The organism is Desulfosporosinus sp. Tol-M2, assembly GCF_059735615.1.
The window spans coordinates 1-19,838 of record NZ_JCAIJG010000100.1 but is presented as its reverse complement, the minus strand read 5'-3'; the positions used below and the strand labels follow the sequence as shown (position 1 = coordinate 19,838).

At 40.6% G+C, this 19,838-nt stretch carries 22 protein-coding genes; all 22 read right to left on the bottom strand.

What is annotated here, in order from left to right; genetic code table 11:
- Positions 1-220: hypothetical protein (locus AC6I5A_RS07030; RefSeq protein WP_497900567.1), on the bottom strand; the 220-nt coding region annotated here is incomplete at its 3' end.
- An 85-nt stretch (positions 221-305) separates the two neighbouring features.
- Positions 306-932 (bottom strand): DapH/DapD/GlmU-related protein, encoded by a 627-nt coding sequence (locus tag AC6I5A_RS07025; protein WP_052167945.1) that lies wholly within the window; start codon positions 930-932, stop codon positions 306-308.
- A gap of 365 nt (positions 933-1,297) precedes the next feature.
- Positions 1,298-2,497 (bottom strand): ATP-grasp domain-containing protein, encoded by a 1,200-nt coding sequence (locus AC6I5A_RS07020; protein ID WP_052167944.1) that lies wholly within the window; start codon positions 2,495-2,497, stop codon positions 1,298-1,300.
- Positions 2,494-3,537: a UDP-2,4-diacetamido-2,4,6-trideoxy-beta-L-altropyranose hydrolase gene (gene pseG / locus AC6I5A_RS07015; RefSeq protein WP_497900568.1), complete on the bottom strand. Its 1,044-nt coding sequence runs from the start codon at positions 3,535-3,537 to the stop codon at positions 2,494-2,496. Before pseG ends, AC6I5A_RS07020 begins: the two co-directional genes overlap by 4 nt.
- Before the next feature lie 35 nt (positions 3,538-3,572).
- Positions 3,573-3,791, bottom strand: a complete 219-nt coding sequence (locus AC6I5A_RS07010; protein ID WP_034613469.1) for a hypothetical protein — start codon at positions 3,789-3,791, stop codon at positions 3,573-3,575.
- Positions 3,792-3,821: 30 nt separating this feature from the next.
- A complete protein-coding gene (gene pseI / locus AC6I5A_RS07005) occupies positions 3,822-4,853 on the bottom strand; it encodes a pseudaminic acid synthase (protein ID WP_034613466.1) in 1,032 nt (343 codons plus the stop codon).
- Positions 4,854-5,199: 346 nt separating this feature from the next.
- Positions 5,200-5,367 (bottom strand): aldo/keto reductase, encoded by a 168-nt coding sequence (locus tag AC6I5A_RS07000; protein ID WP_497900566.1) that lies wholly within the window; start codon positions 5,365-5,367, stop codon positions 5,200-5,202.
- Positions 5,368-5,380: 13 nt separating this feature from the next.
- Positions 5,381-5,641 (bottom strand): SDR family oxidoreductase, encoded by a 261-nt coding sequence (locus AC6I5A_RS06995; RefSeq protein WP_034613463.1) that lies wholly within the window; start codon positions 5,639-5,641, stop codon positions 5,381-5,383.
- Between the two features lie 45 nt (positions 5,642-5,686).
- Positions 5,687-6,859, bottom strand: a complete 1,173-nt coding sequence (pseC, locus tag AC6I5A_RS06990; RefSeq protein ID WP_034613480.1) for a UDP-4-amino-4,6-dideoxy-N-acetyl-beta-L-altrosamine transaminase — start codon at positions 6,857-6,859, stop codon at positions 5,687-5,689.
- A 223-nt stretch (positions 6,860-7,082) separates the two neighbouring features.
- Positions 7,083-7,379, bottom strand: coding sequence for a UDP-N-acetylglucosamine 2-epimerase (locus AC6I5A_RS06985; RefSeq protein WP_034613461.1), 297 nt, complete (start codon positions 7,377-7,379; stop codon positions 7,083-7,085).
- A gap of 10 nt (positions 7,380-7,389) precedes the next feature.
- Positions 7,390-8,262: a sugar nucleotide-binding protein gene (locus AC6I5A_RS06980; RefSeq protein ID WP_034613458.1), complete on the bottom strand. Its 873-nt coding sequence runs from the start codon at positions 8,260-8,262 to the stop codon at positions 7,390-7,392.
- Positions 8,259-9,296, bottom strand: a complete 1,038-nt coding sequence (locus tag AC6I5A_RS06975; protein ID WP_034613456.1) for a polysaccharide biosynthesis protein — start codon at positions 9,294-9,296, stop codon at positions 8,259-8,261. The genes AC6I5A_RS06980 and AC6I5A_RS06975 overlap by 4 nt, the downstream gene beginning before the upstream one ends.
- A 435-nt stretch (positions 9,297-9,731) precedes the next feature.
- Positions 9,732-9,953 (bottom strand): N-acetylneuraminate synthase family protein, encoded by a 222-nt coding sequence (locus AC6I5A_RS06970; RefSeq protein WP_497900565.1) that lies wholly within the window; start codon positions 9,951-9,953, stop codon positions 9,732-9,734.
- Positions 9,954-10,019: 66 nt separating this feature from the next.
- Positions 10,020-10,733, bottom strand: coding sequence for a pseudaminic acid cytidylyltransferase (pseF, locus tag AC6I5A_RS06965; protein ID WP_034613451.1), 714 nt, complete (start codon positions 10,731-10,733; stop codon positions 10,020-10,022).
- 592 nt (positions 10,734-11,325) lie between these two features.
- A complete protein-coding gene (locus AC6I5A_RS06960; RefSeq protein WP_034613448.1) occupies positions 11,326-12,660 on the bottom strand; it encodes a hypothetical protein in 1,335 nt (444 codons plus the stop codon).
- Positions 12,660-14,120 carry a lipopolysaccharide biosynthesis protein gene (locus AC6I5A_RS06955; RefSeq protein WP_034613445.1) on the bottom strand — a complete coding sequence of 487 codons (1,461 nt, stop codon included), beginning with the start codon at positions 14,118-14,120 and terminating at the stop codon, positions 12,660-12,662. Before AC6I5A_RS06955 ends, AC6I5A_RS06960 begins: the two co-directional genes overlap by 1 nt.
- Positions 14,121-14,636: an acyltransferase gene (locus tag AC6I5A_RS06950; protein ID WP_034613443.1), complete on the bottom strand. Its 516-nt coding sequence runs from the start codon at positions 14,634-14,636 to the stop codon at positions 14,121-14,123.
- 41 nt (positions 14,637-14,677) lie between these two features.
- On the bottom strand, positions 14,678-15,814 hold the full coding sequence (locus tag AC6I5A_RS06945) for a glycosyltransferase (protein WP_034613440.1): 1,137 nt from the start codon (positions 15,812-15,814) through the stop codon (positions 14,678-14,680).
- Positions 15,811-16,749, bottom strand: coding sequence for a transketolase family protein (locus AC6I5A_RS06940; protein ID WP_034613437.1), 939 nt, complete (start codon positions 16,747-16,749; stop codon positions 15,811-15,813). The genes AC6I5A_RS06945 and AC6I5A_RS06940 overlap by 4 nt, the downstream gene beginning before the upstream one ends.
- Positions 16,750-16,751: 2 nt before the next feature.
- Positions 16,752-17,708 carry a transketolase gene (locus AC6I5A_RS06935; RefSeq protein ID WP_497900564.1) on the bottom strand — a complete coding sequence of 319 codons (957 nt, stop codon included), beginning with the start codon at positions 17,706-17,708 and terminating at the stop codon, positions 16,752-16,754.
- 28 nt (positions 17,709-17,736) lie between these two features.
- A complete protein-coding gene (locus AC6I5A_RS06930) occupies positions 17,737-18,675 on the bottom strand; it encodes an aldo/keto reductase (protein WP_497900563.1) in 939 nt (312 codons plus the stop codon).
- Positions 18,676-18,893: 218 nt separating this feature from the next.
- Positions 18,894-19,838 (bottom strand): hypothetical protein (locus AC6I5A_RS06925; RefSeq protein WP_034613435.1); only part of this gene is annotated, 945 nt, incomplete at its 5' end.

The following is a 19,838-nucleotide window of genomic DNA, read 5'->3' as shown; positions in this document are numbered from 1 at the left end:
TTTCATATACTCCTGCACTCCTCGCTTCAGATCCTCCCGACTCCCACCAACCCTCGGCATTAAAATCATCATACTGAGTAGGGCAAGATGCGACTCGGACTTCCTTATCCAGGGAGTCTATCTCCTTTCGGCTCTTCAGATACTCCCTAACCTGAATCGCTTCATCCTGGGTACTGAGCGCATCACCATGTTCCATGACCCTGTGCGTAACTGTGACCAACGGGAGACGTTACGCCGAGTAGTCACCTATTCTAATTGATCATCATAAAAAAATACACTTCCAATCCCTAACATTGAACTCATAATTATTCAAAATTTGGGACTAAATGGTTTCCCCAATCCACATCCTGGTATAATTTATCTGTCATTTCTGCAGATGGCCTTTCTCGCGTGCCAATTCGTTTACAAGGAGTCCCTACATAGATTCCCCAAGGTTCCAAATCCTTATTAACAAGGCTATTCGCTCCCGCTACGGCACCTTCCCCTATTGTAACCCCCGGCATCAAGACACAGTTGGCGCCAATATATGCGTCATCCATAATTTTAATAGAGCAATAGTTAATCTTGTGGCATTCATCTGGGACAAATTCAGCTGAATAGTATCCCTGTATTTCATAGGTGCTTGTAAGCACTTTTGTCCCCGGACCAATAAACACTCGATCCCCAATATAAGTATCTCCACCGCCTTCAATTAAGACATACCATGTGATCATTGAATGCTTACCAATTTTTAGTGATTTCCCGGCATCAATAAATGTATAGTCCAGAACCCTGCAATAATCGTCTAGTTCTGCATTTTCTGCCCGTATAATTTTTACAAGAGAGTGAAGCACAACATCTTTTCCACAAAACTTAAGTTCTTTTTTTATATTGTCGCCCATCATCTCGACACCACTTAATTTGTTGTTCTGGTTGTTTAAAGTGCGTTCCATTTTAATGCCTCCTATCCGTCATGATCGTTTTGTAAACTTAAAAAAATTGAGGACCTGCCGTCCCCTTTGATAAAACCCTCGATCTTCGTCATCCAAAGATATTTCGGGGACGGGGGCGAAGCCCCAGTGAGTCCATTAGGCCTCCTCTGCGAGTCCTTTGCGTTTTCAAGTCGATGGTTACCCCTACTCATAATATGATAGCTCGCTCCGGGCCACTATTATGCCTTACTGAATAAATGAAAAATGCTTTTGTAGTCGGATTAGGGCTACATTTTTCATTTATTCAGTTAAGCCTCCTTAGTTCAAACTCTTGTTAACCTTTTTCGATGGGGATTCAACCCCAGAATCCCACTTACAGCAATTTATTATTGTTCTGAAACGATTTCAACTGAAATGGTTTTCATCGCAGCGTCACAAATTGCTGCCGCTTGATTTGCGTCCTTTCCTGTAGCGATAACATGACCTATTCTGTCGTTGCTTGATTCAGTTCCACCGATTCGATCACCTATTTTTTTATACAATTCAATCTCCGTAACGCCAAACATTTTTTTTGCATTTTTTATATTATCAATTCCAGCTATTATTCCGAAAGTAGTCGGTATGAATCTGATTGCTGAGCCTCTATCATATTTTCGCGTCAAATCCACATGCTCACCAACCGCAAGGGAAATAGAGCAGACCGTCATATCAATGCCGGTGGAAAGCGGAACCAGTTTTGAAGTAATGAAATCTCCACCTAATCGTGCGGCCGTTTCAACTACTTTCGGCCCTTCCGTCGTAATTTTAAGCTCGGTATGCGACGGGCCATTAATCACACCTACCGCCGACAAGGTTCTCTTGACTACATCTTTTATCTGCCGCTTTATATTCTCGCTCAGTTGGCTTTGCTCGGTATGTCCGAGCTCGACAAAGAACGGCGGCTGAGTGACAATCTTATCCGTTATTGCGATAACATCAGTAATACCGTTCAGCGTGAACGACTCTACGCTGACTTCCGGCCCCAGCATATACTCTTCGATAAGTACTGTTCCGGTTCTTGATCTGCCAAAACTGAATTTGTAGCATTCTAATGGATCAGTACCTTTATCTATATCGACAAGTCTGACGCCACGACTGGCTGCATTATCAGCAGGCTTGATTATGAATCTATCCCCATATGTTGGATATAATGTCTTAAATTCGTCCTCTTCCTCAATAACATTGAACCTTGGTATCGGAATTCCGCACTCACGAAAGCGTTGACGCATAAATGCTTTGTTTGTAGCACAAAACGAATCAGTGTATGATATATCAAGCGGCATATTGAGCTTCTCTCGTACATACGCTACTGTACGAACAGGCATATCACTGGTCGACGTGATTATATAATCCGGTTTATTCTCTAAGGCCGCCTTATAAACACCCTCGCAGTCTATTGTACTGATATCAATACATTTATCAGCAACTGAAAAGCCTTCAGCATTCTTATCATAATCGACGGCAATGACAAACAAACCGCGCCGTTTTGCCTCTTGTATGGCTGGCACCTGCAACCTACTTGCTCCAAGGATCATTATCTTTTTCATGTATTTCGTTCTCCGTCTAATATTTCATGAATATGATCGGCAATCAATGAGCACCCTTTGCCATCTATCAAATCTCTCATAATTTTTGCCATGTCAATTCTGCGCTCATAATCATGTAAAAGCATATCAACATTCAAAATAATTTTATCAAGCACCATGTCCGGTTCGTCTACAAAACTTCCACAATAAAAAGCCACATTTTCTTTTTCATATTGTTTTGCCTGCTCTTCTTGTTCCTTCGATATTGCAAAACAGATGGTTGGTACACCACACGCGCACAACTCGTTTATAGTAGTACCAGCCGCTGAAACCGCCAAATCACAGCCAAGCATTATCTCTGCCATGTTATTAGCATTCACTAAAACATAGATGCATCTATCTGTCGATTCAACTTCTTTTAATTCAGAAATATATCTATTCATTGCGCCAGCAACAACTATGATATTGATGCATAATTTGGCGGTATATTGCATAAGTCTTTTTAATATACTAAGTGTGACACCAAACGTATCCGAGCCGCCAACGCTAACAAAAATATTCTTAACACACTCTCTTACTGTAGTATCATCAATATCAAATTGTTTTCTTAGCGGCGAATATTTTGGGCCCAGTAAAAGCACGGTCTCATTGTAATTGGTTTTATAGAAATCTTTGTCTAACAGATTGCTATAATTAATTAATAAAGAAAGTTGCGGGCAAGTTATTTCCTTGCTTCCCAAATATGCAACCTTAACCACCTTAGAAAGTTCAGCCAAATACTTCTCATCTACATAATATGAATCGACAATGAGCATATCCGGTTTTTCAGCAGTCAATATCCGAAGGGTTTCAGCTATTCCACTCTCGCATATATCCCACTTTGCATCTATTAGGAAATAATCAAGCTGGTATTTTTCGAGGATACTAATAGATGCCTCATCAGCAATCATGAACGCAATTCGATCCCCTCTGCTTTGTAGTTCGTTGGCAATCGAAATACATCTCATGAGGTGTCCAGTTGCTATTGTAATGTTTGCGTCTGTTCTAAAGAAGATTTTCATTTTCTGTTTGTCGAGTTCTAACTTGTAGTCAGTCATTATGTCCCAGAAATCTGCACGCTTAGGATCATATCTGAAGTCATCGTGTGCTTTTTGATAGAAAATGCATATGAAGAGGTTATATTTGGAATTTCAGCGTTGCATATTACTTTTGATCTAACGCCTCGCTTTTGAAATAAAACTTCATAACCATTATTCAGAAATGCTTCGACTGTATATACACCAATAAAACTTGATGCACCGATTATAATCACCATATCTTTAACCTCTTTCCAAGCATTACATAATTATTCTAAACCTTCCATAGAAATAGGCGTGCCGAAGGGTATATCAACTGTTGCCTTTCTGCCTAGAATATTTTTTAGTTCAATTGGAGGCAACCCTACGCCAGGCCGAATACTCCTTACATTTACTTCAGTGATTATATCTCCCTTTCCAATATCCTTCACTGCAAACAGCGAACGCCTTCCGTTTCGGGCTCTCCGTTCGCCTTCGGATAGTTCATAGGTACACTTCCCCAGAAGCTCTTTTGTCTCACGCACCGCCTTGACCATATCTCTGAACATATCGAAATCCATCGAAAATGCTATATCTGCTCCTGTTTCATTTTTAGATATACAAAAATGCTTTTCAATAAGTACTGCGCCGAGGGCGACTGCGACCACGTCGGCGGTAAAGCCCATCGTATGATCCGACAAACCAACAGGATATCCAAATCTGTTTTGCATATCGGGTATCGTAAGTAGATTCATATCCGATATGGGTGCAGGATACTCCGTAGTGCATTTCAGCAGAATAATATTATAATTACTGTTCCTCTCACAGGCAGCTATTGCTGCATTAATCTCTTCCGGATTCGCCATGCCGCAGGACATCACCATCGGTTTGCCTTTTTTAGCGGTATATTCGATCAAAGGAATATCGACCAGTTCCGGAGAAGCAATCTTATACGCTTCTGTCCCAATGCTTTCGAGAAAATCAACCGCGCTGGGGTCAAAAGGCGAAGAAAAGAAATCCAGTCCGATCTTTTGGCATTCTTCTTTGATCCTGCCTTGCCACTCCCAAGGCGTATAAGCTTCCTTATATAGCTGATACCTTGTGTATCCGTCCCACAGGCCACCTTTTACCTTAAAAAAATCGTTGTCGCAGTCTATGGTGATCGTATCAGCCGTATAGGTCTGAATTTTCAGGCAATCGGCCTCCGCTTCTTTTGCGGCGTGCGCCACTTCGAGGGCGTGTTGCAGTGAGCCGCCGTGGTTTGCAGACATCTCGGCGACGATATAAATTTTATTATTCTTGATATTATCAAATAATTTCATCTATACGCTCCTCTGCTCTATAAACAAGTTTATTTGAAGCCACTCCGGATGCTCTCTGTAAGCATCTAAAATATCTCGGTATGTAAAACAGGCTTTGATGACCAACATTTGACTTTAAACAACTACGGATTTTATCAGCCTACTCAAACCCTCCATGAATTGCCTCTGATGGCAGCAGTCAAATAAGTGCAAACTGTACAGCGCAATATTTGTATTGCCAATTCTTCAATAGAAGCAAGGCATCTTTTTCTAATGCGACATATGTAATTCCATCTATATTGCTGGTTCTGAGTTTCGTACATACATTAAAATGATTTCCGCTTTCCCTATGATAGTTACCTATTAGCTACTCAGAAGAACCATAAGCCTCAGCCGTATCAAGCCAGCGAACACCCTGATTGAATGCATAATGCAACATATCAGTCACTTCGGGTTGTGAAGGCTTACCATAGCTATTATTAATGCCATAACGCACTCCCAGTTGTACTGTTCCTAAAATAAACTTCTTAGCCATCTTTTCTCCAATCTCAAATATACTGACCACAGTCTATCCGGTAAATCTGACCCGTAATACAACGGGCCTTATCACTGGCTAAGTAAACAATAAAATCGGCAACCTCTTCCGGCTCAGTGAGATGACGGATAGCACAATCGTTCAGTACAAGATTTTTAATCAACTCGCTGGTAGTGCGTTGACCTTCCGTATTAATAAATCCTGGAGAGACTATACGATAATCAGTTTGCCGCAGAAACCCTTGATATTTTTTTCGGTATGCGCTTATTGTCACTGCGGGCAGTTATTATGGCAACACAGCTCAAGCTTTAGCCCTTTCTTATTTTCTGTATTTATCCACAGTTTTTTTCACAGCCTCTATAACGCTGTAAACGTCCTCATCAGAGAGCGAATAGTAAAGCGGTATGGTAATGATGTCCTCATACAGGTCTTCCGCTACAGGGCACAAGCCCTTTCTGTAACCAAGCGACTGATAATAGGGGTGATAGTAGACGGGTATGTAATGAACCTGTAGCCCCACATTTTCCTCATTCAGGCTTTTATAGAACTCTCCTCTGCTCGCTCTGAGTAGCTTTTTATTGAGGCGGATTATATAAATGTGCCTTGTTGTTTTCGAATCGGGAATTTCCTTCTGCAGTATCAGCTCAGGTATCTTTCCCAACTCCCTGTTGTAAATATCCACTATCATCGCTCTCCGTTTGGAGAATTTGTCAAGCTTCTTCAACTGGCTGGAGCCAAGGGCGGCCTGAAAATCGGTAAGCCTGTAGTTGTAGCCCAGCTCTATCTGCTCGTAAAAGCCGTTAAACGGTTTTTGCCTCATCAGTTTGGGGTCGTGGATGATGCCGTGGGTCCTGAAGCGGAGGAGCTTTCGGTAATAATTCTCATCGTCCGTCAGTATTGCCCCGCCTTCCCCGCAGGTTATTGTCTTGACGGGGTGAAAGCTGAAGATGGTCATATCGGCTATGCTGCCTACGTATTTATCCCTGTATTTCGTACCTATGGCGTGGGCGGCGTCCTCAATTAAAATTAGGTTTTGGCGGATGCAGATGTCCCTGATCCTGTCAAGGTCTACCGCCTGCCCAGTAAAGTCCACAGCCACCACGGCCTTGGTTCTGTCGGTGACTCTTTTTTCGATCTCGTCAGCGCTAATATTCCACGTGTCGGGGTCAATGTCCGCGAAAACAGGAGTTCCGCCGCAGTATAGTATGCAGTTGGCTGATGCGGCAAAAGTCATGGGCGTGGTGACGACCTCGTCACCTTCTTCTATTCCCGCTGCAAAACAGGCCGCGTGCAGCGCCGCAGTACCGTTTGCTATAGCGACGGCATACTTGGCCCCCGTAAGATTGCACAGGTCTCTTTCAAATATCTCTACCCTTGGCCCCGTGGTGATATACGCACCCCGCAGTACCTCCGACACAGCGACTATGTCGTCCTCGTCAATATACTGTTTCCCGTATGGAATAAATGTTTTAATCACAGGATCATTATTCATCTTATATTTTCTCCAATACTTAATATTCTTTAAATAATTGGTGATAATTTTGAACCAAGCACCAGTTTGCATTTCACGTTTCCGGACAATCAATTTGCCCGCCTTGCAAGTATTACTTGCGCCATACCATCTTATTAATTATTTCGGTATAGCTTTGGATTATTTTAATCACTTTCACACTTACATTCTCGTCGGCATAAGAAGGGACAGTCAAACCGTAGTCTCAGTTCTCGTGCATTGCGACAGCGAGGTCGACTGCTTGCAGAACCTGCTCGGTCGTGATGCTGCCGATAGTGAAGACACCCTTGTCAATGGCTTCGGGATGTTCTGTGCTGGTTCTGATAGATACAGCAGCGAATTTAAAGTAACTGCCCTCTCCGGGAATCGTACCACTATCAGAAACGACGCAGTAGTCGTTCTGCTGAAGCTTGTTGTAATCAAAGAAACCTAGCGGTTGATGCTGGATAACACGCTTGTCAAAGACGAATCTGCGCTCTGGGCGTGTACCCATTACTATCATAAGTTTAAGCCTACTTATAATTTCTCCTTGACTGTAGAAAATAATGTGGATAAAGCTGCGTATGTTCGTGCATCCATCCCGCCAACGCATGAATCATATTATCGTAATTAGGTATTACAAAATCATAGATTTCGGATGGCAACAGCGATTTATCTGAAACAAGCCCCTCCACAGCATTAACTTTCACCTCATCGTTTCGGAAATATCGGTTAAATAGCTTCAGCAATTCATATTTACTGATTGAACATTTAGGAACAGCATTGAATAGTCCATGCAACCTTTTTGTTGAAGCATACTCCGCTAATTTTGCAAATTCAAGTGTCGTAATGCCTGTCCATATTGCACCTGTGTATCCGTTAACTTCATTATCCTGCTTCATAAACCAGTTCAGCAAACCAATCCCCTCAGGCCTTAAATCTGGGCCGACAATAGACGTGCGAAAAGTGACATTTTTATCGTCAATAAGTTCTCCAAGAGCTTTTGACCGACCGTAGAAAGAATCAGCGTCAGGCAAATCTGTTGTAGTGTAACCACCACGTTTTCCAGAAAAAACACAATCTGTACTGCCGTTTATGATTTGCGTTTTCATATCTTTAGTTATTTCTGCTAAATAATGTGGAAGATATGAATTTGAAAAAACTGCATCTGCTTGTTGTTGTTCAGCTGATTGGTTTAAAATACCAATACAGTTTATTATGGTGTTATATTTTCCTTCGGTGATGATTTTCTCAATTAATGTAGTATCTTCTGCATCTCCAATAATATAGTCCGTATATTGAAACGGACGTCTTCCAAAACCGACCACTTCATGGTGCTGTTTCTTCAAATATAGGGAAACCGTATGTCCGACCATGCCATTGCTACCAAGGACAAGGAATCTCATTTCTTACCCTCCCATGTTGCAAGCTCACTCTGGATATAATCCAAGCTAAGTAATTTATCTTTTACCTGCTCAACATTCATAAACTGAGAGTTGCTGCTATTAAATTCCATCAACGTGTTCCGTTCAGTATTACCCTTAATAAAATACTTGTCGTAGTTTAGGTCTCGGTTATCCGATGGGACGCGATAAAAGCCTCCCAATTCCTCAGCATAAGTGCATTCCTCGTTTGTCAATAACGTTTCATACATCTTCTCGCCATGACGAATACCAATCACCTTTATCTCATTCTCTGAATGGAACAATTCTATTACCGCTTGCGCCAACACACCAATAGTGCATGCAGGCGCTTTCTGAATAAAAATATCTCCCGATTTTCCATTTTCAAAAGCATAGAGAACCAGATCTACAGCTTCATCCAATGTCATGAGAAACCGTGTCATGTTTAGTTCAGTCACAGTAATAGGTTTCCCATCTTTGATTTGCTCGATCCATAGTGGAATGACACTCCCACGGGAGCACAGGACATTGCCATAGCGAGTGACACATATTTTTGTCCTGTCTGTTGTCCTGCTTTTTGCAACCGCGACTTTCTCCATCATCGCTTTGCTTGTTCCCATAGCATTGACAGGATATGCGGCCTTGTCTGTCGACAGGCAAATAACAATCTTTACGCCCACGTCGATTGCTGCAGTTAATACATTGTCTGTACCGATGACATTAGTTTTCATCGCTTCAAGCGGGAAAAATTCGCAAGAGGGTACTTGTTTGAGTGCTGCGGCATGAAAAATATAGTCAACACCGTGCATGGCGTTCTTGACTGATGCCAAGTCCCGCACGTCACCGATGTAGAACTTGATTTTCTCGCTCAATTCCGGATACTGCACCTGATATAAATGCCGCATGTCATCCTGTTTCTTTTCATCGCGGGAGAAGATACGGATCACGCCAATGTCCGTTTGAAGAAAACGTTCGAGCACAGCGTTACCGAAAGATCCGGTGCCACCGGTGATGAGGAGTGTTTTGTTTGTAAACATTTACTCAATTCCTTTTTTTATTTTTTTAGTTAGCGTACTATGTACAGATATTTTTACCGCATGAAGTACGTCCTCGACATCATTGTCGGTTAACCAAGGGTAAAGTGGGAGAGAGAATGTTCTCGTAAATTTTCTCGGCATTTGGAAAGATTCCTTTTCTGTAACCCAAGCGCTGTAGTGCCGCTGTACCATTGCTAACCATTGAACAGAAGTTCCAGTATAAGCGCATAGTTCGCGTTCAAGCATTGTTGTTGTCAAAAGTCTTTAAGTTGGGTTCCCCTTAACTCAGACACTGGGATTGTTAATATTTCCACACGTTGCAGTCCTTCTTGCTCAATTTTGTCTATGTAATATTACGGATCTCGACCCGGATGGGGCTTAATAATTACTTTGTAGTTATAATTTTGTGCAAAAGCCAGAACAATCTTTATCATATTATAATTTTCTGATATTGACGCTGTTCCACCTCTGTATAGAGGTCATAAAGATACCTGTCAGCCCACAGGCCACTACGAACCTAAAATATGGGGCATCGCACTTCAACGTTAGCGTTTCTGCTGTGTAGGTCTGTAGTTTTAGACAATCGGCTCCGGAGTTCTTGGCTGCATGAACGATCTCAATTGCATGTTCAATTGACCCGCCATAATTTCCAGACATCTCTGTAATGATATATGTTTTTCCTAATCTTAATAGTTTTCAAGCTTCATGTAAGTACTCCAATCATTAATTGTCTTTGGATTTATTCAAATACTTGTATTTGAATTCCGCTACTCGCCAATCTTCTTCTGTATCTATGTCTTGGACTTCTGTCTCTGAAATGATTAACGGTACAACTCTTTCTATTTGATTTTTATTAATTGTCCGGCAGTAAAAAAACGAGCCGCATTCATGATACCAGGGTTCCAAGTCCTGTGAACGTGTCGATTTGTACTCAGGCCAATTCCATGATAGGTATCCTGATTTGAGCACATAACTTCTCTGTGGCGGATAAGAGAATCGAACTATCGGAACAACTTTCCATGTATCCTGTTCATATAGCAGTTTATTACCTTCGCGTAGTTGTTCAGCAGTTACAAATGGTGCCGCAGCATATATGCAACAATAGCCATCATATTGTTTTCTTTTGTTTTTGTAGTTCTCCAGTACTTCCACAACAACATCCTGTATCGTTGCATAGTCGCCCGATGTGTAATTACTTCGTTGAAACGGTATCTTTGCACCGTATTTTTCGGCGACTTTAGCTATTTCTTCGTCGTCCGTAGACACCATAACCTCGTCAAACACGCCACTCTTAATTGCTGCCTCTATGGAATAGGCAAGTATAGGCTTCCCGCAAAAATCTTTAATATTTTTGTGGGGTATCCGTTTACTTCCTCCACGAGCTGGAATTATTGCAATTGTTTTAAAAACTCCACTTCCATTTACACCGTTTTCCATGTTGCCTCCATATGCTGTTTAATTTTTTCCATAGCTGGCTTAATTACTAATTGAGGGCTTTGTCCGAAGACAATCGAACCATCTGGAATATCTGTATCTTTTACATACGAGTCCGCCGATAGGATTACATAGTTCCCGATATGACTGTTACCAAGTACCTTTGAATTTGATAACATAGAAACGTTATGACCAAAATAGGATATATACCATGATTATTTCCTACGGTACATCCTTGACTGAATGAAAAATAGTATTCATACGATGCACGACCCATAATTGCCCCATGTGGGTGATCACACATGAACACATCAGGAGATTGACTTGATAGAATAGGTCTGCCGAAATCATCATTTTGCTTATTCCGTAAATCTTGTCACAAGTAGTCTCTTTGATGCTTTTGCTGCATTGTTGTTCCTGTAGATCGTATTTGAGAGGTAATACAGAAACACATTATATTGGACTGTATGTAGAGGATTTACCCCATTAATTTGGTGTCAGCCGAATCGAGCCAAAATAGATGATCAATCTGTTTTAGTAGGAGTTCCTCACATCGCATAAATAGCCTCCTTTAATGTTATTTTTTACATTTAGTTCATACGTTTCCGCAAAGATTCGAAATTGCTTTGTGATAATTCTGCGCTATGTCGCCCGGCGCATTCAAATAAGCGCAGATTTCCGCGCAGTCGAGCGCGCCTTCTGACTCCACAATAGTTTCAAGCTCCTCCAGAGAGCTAAATTGAGGTGTATTCATTCGCCGATAAATATCATTTTCTTTACTGATGCAGTATCTGAAGCACCTTTTTCCCTTCATAATCAATTCGAGAAACACGGAAGAATTACCGCATATTGAGAATTCTACTTTGTTTGCATACTCATACACTGGGATTGTTAATATTTCCACACGTTGCAGTTCCACACGTTGCAGTTCTTCTTGCTCAATTTTGTCTATGTAATATAGCGGATCATGACCCGGATGGGGCTTAATAATTACTTTGTAGTTATGATTTTGTGCAAAAGCCAGAACAATCTTTATCATATTATAATTTTTTGGTATCGACGCTGTTCCACCGTCGAGTAAAACCCCGATAACACTCACAGCAGAATCGTTTTCTTCCGCTGAGTATCCTATATTATAAGGGCATCCGACAAGTTTTATCCTATCCTCCGGTATTCCTGCGGCTAACGCTTCGTCCTTAAAATATTGGCCCCATCCCCAAAATTCGTCACTCACAAAACCCTCAAAAGCAAAATTATACTTCGTCTTATCGCCGCCTGTCTGAACATCATAACTATAATGACCGTGTTGAAGTGTTGCTGTCGGGATTTTGAGCTGTACCGCATATTGGACAAGTAAGTTCTCCGTTTCTTCCGCATCAAAGAATGTTATTATCGCTGCGCACTTCATAAGTAATGCTTTATTCCTCCGAAGTACCGACAACCATGTGTATCCTGTTACGAGCTTTAAAATAAAATATTCAAGCATGTCACCCGTAAGTCCGCATTTTCCGAGCAGCTTTCTCCATACGCTAATATAGCAGAGACATCTAAAAGATGTTCTGCCCCAAACGATTCTGCGTCTAAAACCGCTGAGTTCTTTTCCTGTAAGAGAAAACACATTTTTGTTTGTTGAGAGAACACCGTTAATTGTGTCTATATAGTCGCTTCGTAAACCGTGAGAAGCACAGTAGAACAACATCGCCTTACCTTGCTCAATAATATTGAAATCGTAATGGGCTATTTCCGATATGCTGTTAAACAAAAGAGAACGCTTTTGTTTAAATCTCGACGGCTTTTTGTCTTTATTGCTTTCTACAGAAAAGTAATAAAAACCAATCGCAAGGTACTTTTCAATTTTTATGCCTTCAAATCCGGGAAAAGCGGTATTACTAATGCTTTCATATATACTATCGAATTCGCTTACAAGCATTATATCACCTTACTCATGCTTTTTCGTACATTTCTTATTTCCCCAATTATTATCTTTGGATTCAACCCATAAATAAGCATCAGTATTATTGTGAATGCAGCAAATATAATTAATTTTAGTCCTATAGAAGGCCACACTCCTGCGGCGTGAGTGATTCTCGAAGCATAAAGCAGAACGCCGATAATCCCAATTACAAAAAAGTCTCGGCTGACACGTATGGTCCTGTAATTAGATTTATCGGTTACCGTGTAATAAACCAAGAACATTGCAAATGAGGTGATTGACGCAAGCCATCCAAGCATATTTTCGCCGAACAAAGGAAGAAGAAAATAACAAATTGCAGCACTTACTACGAAATTAATAACATTGGCAACCGTCAAAGCTTTCGTTTTCCCCTGGATAATAATCAGCTGATTGTAGAAACCTTTCAACACGTTTATGCAATATGAAATCATCATAATTTGTACAATCGGCCATACAGAAAAATATTTCTCCGATAAAACAAGCAACACAACTTCGCGGACAAACAACCCACAGCCTATTGCGAACCAAGCGACAAAGACCATATTAATATTCTTAATCTTCCTCGCGTACTCCGGAAAGTCAGCTTGGGCAGACTTTCTGTAAAGCTCCGGCTCAAATGTCATGCTGACAGAACCGGTAACAAGAAAAACAACCTGCGACAGCGACATGCCCATAGAATAAATGCCGAGTTCTGTCATGCTGAGCGCTCTCTCAATCAATATAGTCGTTATTAAGGGAGTCGTTACTTCAACTAGAGCAGAGGGCAAAATTGGGAGCGAAAATTTTAATCCTTCCTTTAGTAGATTTTTGTCAATCCTAAAATACGAACGTTGGATCATGTATATTACCAGAGCTGTAGCAAACACTCCACCGCTAATCGCTTCAGCTAAGTATCGACCAAGTATCCCCATACCTAAACCAGCTACAAATAAGACGCCGAGACCGTTTCCTAAGAGTGAGCGGAATACCGCTCTGACAAAATAGAACTTGACTTCTCCACTCATGCGCATTGTACGAATCGGAATAAATTCAATCGTGGTAAAAAAAGCGATAATCAGCTCCAACAACATGTACGGGAAAAACTTCACTACAGAGTTTGTTGATTTAAATACAATTGGCAATACCAGGAAACACAATAGCGTTACTGCAATGTTCATAAGAAACATAAACCAAAATGCAGTTCCGTTCAGTTTCTTTTTATCATTTACTTGTGCATAGTATCTCATGTAAAAGAAGTTTAAACACAACGAGGCAATGATTACGGTAAACGCCGAAATTTTCTGCGTATATGCCATTATTGCGTATTCGTCGGGATCAATTAAATTAGAATACAGCGGCAATAACAGAAAATTAATTGCTTTAGGCAGAACCAGTGACAAAAAATACAGGATAGATTCTCTGCCAAGGTTTTTTATCGTATTGTTCTTTACATCCATTTACATAAATGCCTTTTGGGATTTCAAACTATAATAATGATCCTTATCCCGATATTTAAAAACTCGTGCCGGATGACCCCCTGCAATTGCGCAATCAGGCACATCTGATACTACAACAGACCCCGCTTGAATTATACAACCCTCGCCAAGTGTTACGCCGCCAAGAATCATAACATCGTCTCCAAACCATACGTTATCTCCGATATTAATATCCTTAGGTATCATAACACTGTCATAGGGTATTGTTGTGCCGTTATCATAATTATGTATAGATGAGAGCATTTTGTAATTTGTTCCAGAGTGAAAATTGTCGCCAATCACAACTTTGCCATATCCCAATATGCGCATACCATTGAAATTTACATTGTTGCCAAGCTCAGTATTTGGAGTCACGCATGAAGGATAGTTTACCCTTAACTTATCACCACAATTTTTGGCTGTAGTTCTTATTATCTTCGTCCAACGTTTGACTTTGTACTCTCGGATTATCTGCCTAATTATTGACTTTATACCCATCTTTTCTCCCCACACAATTAAATATGATTAGGTAGTGCCCATCAAATCCCAGATTTATCTTTAATAAATAATGAGTAATACGCTTTTGCTGTATCATCAAGCGTATATTTTCTTGAAAGCTCGTATCCTTTATTCGCGTATTCATCTCTCAGTTCTGGATTTTCTATAAGTTTCAGTAGGGCGGCATATATTGTGTCTTCGTCGTTAATGTCAAAATATTCCCCCGCATCAGCAAGCATGTCTTTATTAAATGAAGTATTATTTGCTGCAATAACAGTGCCGCGAGCCATTCCCTCACAAACAGATGTTCCGCATGTGTCTGTCGAGCTTGCATTAATAAATATATCGCATTTATCGATTATCGCCGGAATGTCATCGTATTTTACCCATTCGATATGCTCGATGTAATCTCGCATACCAAACTTATCTATATATGCATAGAATTTTTTTGCGTAGTTTTTTGCAATATTTTTTCCGATAAGTGTCAGCTTGACATTAAAGCCATCATCATGAAGGCGTCTTGTCGCATGTAAAACAGGTAATTGGTTTTTATACGGAAGTATCGACGATATGTACAACAGATCGATAACTTCCTTCCCCGGTGCGAAATAAGCACATCTGCCTTCACGTCTAAATACATTGCTGCATGAAAGAGAAATAACGGCACTATCTTTGATGCGGATACCTGATTTTTCTACGCCATCCTTAGAAAAATGTGACGAGAAGATTACCAAATCGGCGTTCCTCAGTGCTTTTCTGGCATAATACGCCTCGCGGAGCAGAGTAAGAGTAGTCTTTGACAAGCCTAATGCAATTAGTTTTTTCATATCTACATAAAGCTGATTATTAAAAAGAAAAATCGAACGATATTCTTCCAGCCCCTTTTTCAAAGAACCATTTATGTAGAATACAATATCCGGATTATAACTTTTAACTAAAGCAATAAAATCCCTTTGCAGGCTGTATGTGAGTTTTTCCTTTAAACTCCGGTCATAAAAAAGTCCTGTTTCAATTACATTAATTCTATTGCTTATATCGGGAAGAAGCTCATGGAGGTTCTTGGAACAGAAGAAATATACGTTTATATTGCTTGGTATTTCATCACAATTCAGCACACCACGCATAAGTGCCAATAGTCCTCCGCTTCCCGCGGTTTCTCCAATTATTGCTACATTCATAGATTTTGTGCCGTTCCGGTGTTGATATTTGCCATAACCACGTTTACGATTGAAGCCGCATCTATTGAATATACCTTACGCAAGAATTTTTGTGTTCCAACGCTTGATGAATACACATCGTTAGTACCGATGCATACAAGCTTTGCCTCTGTTCCGGACTGAGCAAGCACTTCTGCCACTGCTGAACCGAAACCTCCGACACGGTTATGCTCTTCAACCGTAATTATGCAATTGTACTTGCTGCTGAGAAAAGACAGGGTTTCGCAATCCATCGGCTTGACAGTGGGAAATGTATATAGTCCTGCATTAATCCCGCTTTTCAATAGGATACGATTAGCTTCAATAATCTCGTCAAATATCGCTCCTGTAGAGCAAATCACAACTTCTTCTCCGTCCTTAACCTTGATTGCCTTACCCATTCTGAAATCTTCAATTTTCTCATGAATGCGTTTTTCCCCGCCTCGTCCGAGCCTGAGATAACAGGTGCCGGTCGTTTTATATATCGCTTGTGTAACGTATTTTGCTTCGAGCAAATCACTGGGTGCAAACACCGATATACCCGGCATAGCACGCATTACCGCAATGTCCTCTGTAGCGTGGTGACTCATCCCAAGAGCACCGTATACAAAACCGCCGCCAACGCATACTATTTTTACATTTGCATCATGGTAAGCGCAATCATTACGAATCTGCTCAAGACAACGCAGCGTGGGGAAATTTCCGATTGAATATGTGAATACGGTTTTCCCTTCAAGTGCCATTCCAGCAGCCATGCCGGTCATATTTTGCTCGGCGATTCCAGCATTGATGAATTGGTCAGGCAGTTGTTCCCAGAACGGTTTTAAAACACCAAATCCAAGGTCACCGGTAACAAGTATTACATCCTTATCATTTTTTGCTATATCTATCAGCGTATCAACAAATGTATCACGCATAGTTAACGCTCCTCCGTATTTCCGGCGTTGTACCACGTCGGGTGCCAGCCGGCGCTTGTTGTATGATCGTATCCGATGTCAGCGGCCGCGTCCGGAAAAGTAGGATTGGATATGCCATCCGGTGTATACGGGTCCACCACCCCTTCTGGCTTGTCCTTATGCAATTCGCATACAGCCATATCATATTCCCAACCATCGTGAGGAAATCGATAATGCCACAGGATGTCATTTTCCATAAATGAAATCCCTTTTCCCTTTATAGTATTTGCAATGATTACACTGGGCTTGCCTAAAATCGTTTTAGCTTTGCTGAAGGCATTCCGCAAAGCGTCGTGATCATGACCGTTGCAATCATAAACATTCCAGCCGAAAGAATGCCACTTCTCTGCGAGTGGGGCAAGCGATATCGTATTTTCACAGGTATCCAGACTCTGCATTTTGTTGTGATCTATAATTACGACAAGGTTTTCGAGCTGATAATGGTTTGAAACAAGCGCCGCTTCCCATACCATTCCCTCGTTGCATTCACCATCCCCGCAAATCACGTAGACACGATGTTTCTTTTTATCCATTTTTGCCGCGATTGCCATACCGACGCCAATCGAAATACCGTTCCCGAGTGAGCCGGTAGACACCTCAACGCCGGGTACGCCTTTGTGAGATACGTGCCCGGATAGATTGCTGCCGTCAGCATAGTGAGTTTTCAACTCCGCTATATCAAAGAATCCCTTCTCTGCGAGCACCGCATATATTACAGCTCCGGCATGACCTTTGCTTAATATAACACGATCTCGGTCATCCTTTTTAGGTAACCGGGGATCAACGTCAGCTATGTCGTTATACAAAACCGCGACAATATCCGTGGCTGACAAAACGGCGCCTATATGAGAACCGCCTGATATATGTGTCATTTCTATCCCATGCCGTCTAATAAGCCATGACAACTGCTCACTGTTCATTTGTTTCCTTCTTTCGTCAGTATTACATTTATTCTTTTGATATTTTGTCAAGTGAATCTATCTCGTCTTTTGTTAGATGCCAGCCAAGGGAGGCAATATTTAAAAGAACTTCTTCTTCATTCTTCACTCCGGCAAGAACGATAGAATCATCTAAATAATCCAAAATAAAACGAATTGCAACTGCTGCACAGGAAACATTATGTGTTTCCGCTATATTTCGTATTACCTCTACTATCCTTAGATTGCTCTTGAGCTTTTCACCGTGAAAATTAACATATATCTCGCGGCTCCTGCGGTCATCCGACCCAAAAACCGTATTGGCATCATATTCCCCTGTTAATATTCCTTGTCCCAAGCTTCCCCAAGTTAATGAATTCATACCGCAGTCTTTATAATACATCTTTAGTTCTTGCTCATTTTTTCTGCATGCAAGGGAATATTCATCCTGAACGGTAATGAAAAAATCACCGCTTGCTTTAATCTCCTCTGCATCTTCTTTGTGTACATTACACAAACCCGCGTGCCTGATATATCCCTGCTTTTTGAGCTGCTCAAGTTTCTCAACCACAGTATAAAGCGGAGTTTTACCATCACGATAATGTACTTGGTACAGATCAATATAGTCTGTTCGCAATCTTTTCATACTTGCAAAGAGGGCCTTTTCTATATATTCCGGTGAATTATCGTAAAAAGTTTTTCCTTTCTCGACCCGAACACCAAATTTCGAAGCAATCACCACTTCGCTTCTGCGGTTTCCAAGACCTTCACCGAGGTTAATCTCAGACTTTCCGAGTCCGTATGTATCAGATGTATCAAAAAAATTTATGCCGTGGTCAATGGCTGTATTAATAGCTTTTATTAGGTTATTCTCCTCTACATATCCCCAACCGTACTGCCCCATTGGGCATCCGCCAAAGCAAAACCTTGATACTTTCAGTGCTCTGTTACCTAATGTTTGATATTCCATTACTACTCCCTCATCATAGATTATTTTTGATACTCAGGCGATATATGCAATGCCTTTTGTTAAAAACAAATTCTCCTTCCTCGCTTCCTCGAGTTCCTTTCAAAGTCAGTGATTCTCATGTAATCATAACCTTCTTTAGTTTCATAGTTTTTCATTTTTGTGAGTCCATGCGGAGTAAGGTATAATGAATACAAGAACCAAACATTGAAATTATTCCGTTAGATTTCTTCAGCAGTGCTCTTTTTACTAATTTCAAAAAATGAACTCATTACCATTGGTAAAAACAAGAACCATACCGTATAGATATTTGGAAATAATAGTGTATTAACAAATCCTAAACTAAGGAAATATAGCCAATACACGTTAACAAACGATTTGAAATTATTTGGAATTATTATTTTAATGTATTGATAAAATTTTAACAAAAAGACGAAGAAAGGAATCGAAAACAGACCGAATCGCGCTAATAAATCTAGCCAAGCTGAATGCCCCCCTGCACTATATTTAATACTATTAGTCACCAAAGTACCCATCAGTATATTGTTTGCAAATGCATCCATCGACTGTGAATATAGGTTTTGACGGGTTTTTAAGTCAGTACCTAAAATATCAATTCCCGAAAAAAAATAGGTTAACTCGTCAAACCGTATAGAGATCTCAGGGGATATGCCTTTTATATTTGCCAGATGACTAAACATTGATGCAAACATGCCCCGAAAAATTAGTATCGACATGACCCCAAGGAGAACCATATATACAAAGGTATATTTATTAGTATACTTGAGGATAACCAGTAACGTAAGAAAAATTGCTGTAAACAGAATAGCTATAGTAAATGATGACTTAATTAACAGCGCCAAATAAAGGCAAATAAAAACAAATACAATTAATTTTCTTTTAGGGTAATTCAGAAACAAGAAACCTAACAAAAGAATTATTGATACTAATGCATAGAAATATCCATAACTGCCTACTCCATAATATAGCGTCGTCCCCAACAGTCTTTCCCTAGCTTCAATCCCAGTGGCTAAAAATCTTGCTAGCAGTGGATTCATTTGTAATTGTATATACGTATTTATTGCTAGAAAAATACAATCGAAAAATATGAATATAACCAAGACCTTCTGATATCTTCGGTATTGCCCACCAGCATAATATAGAAA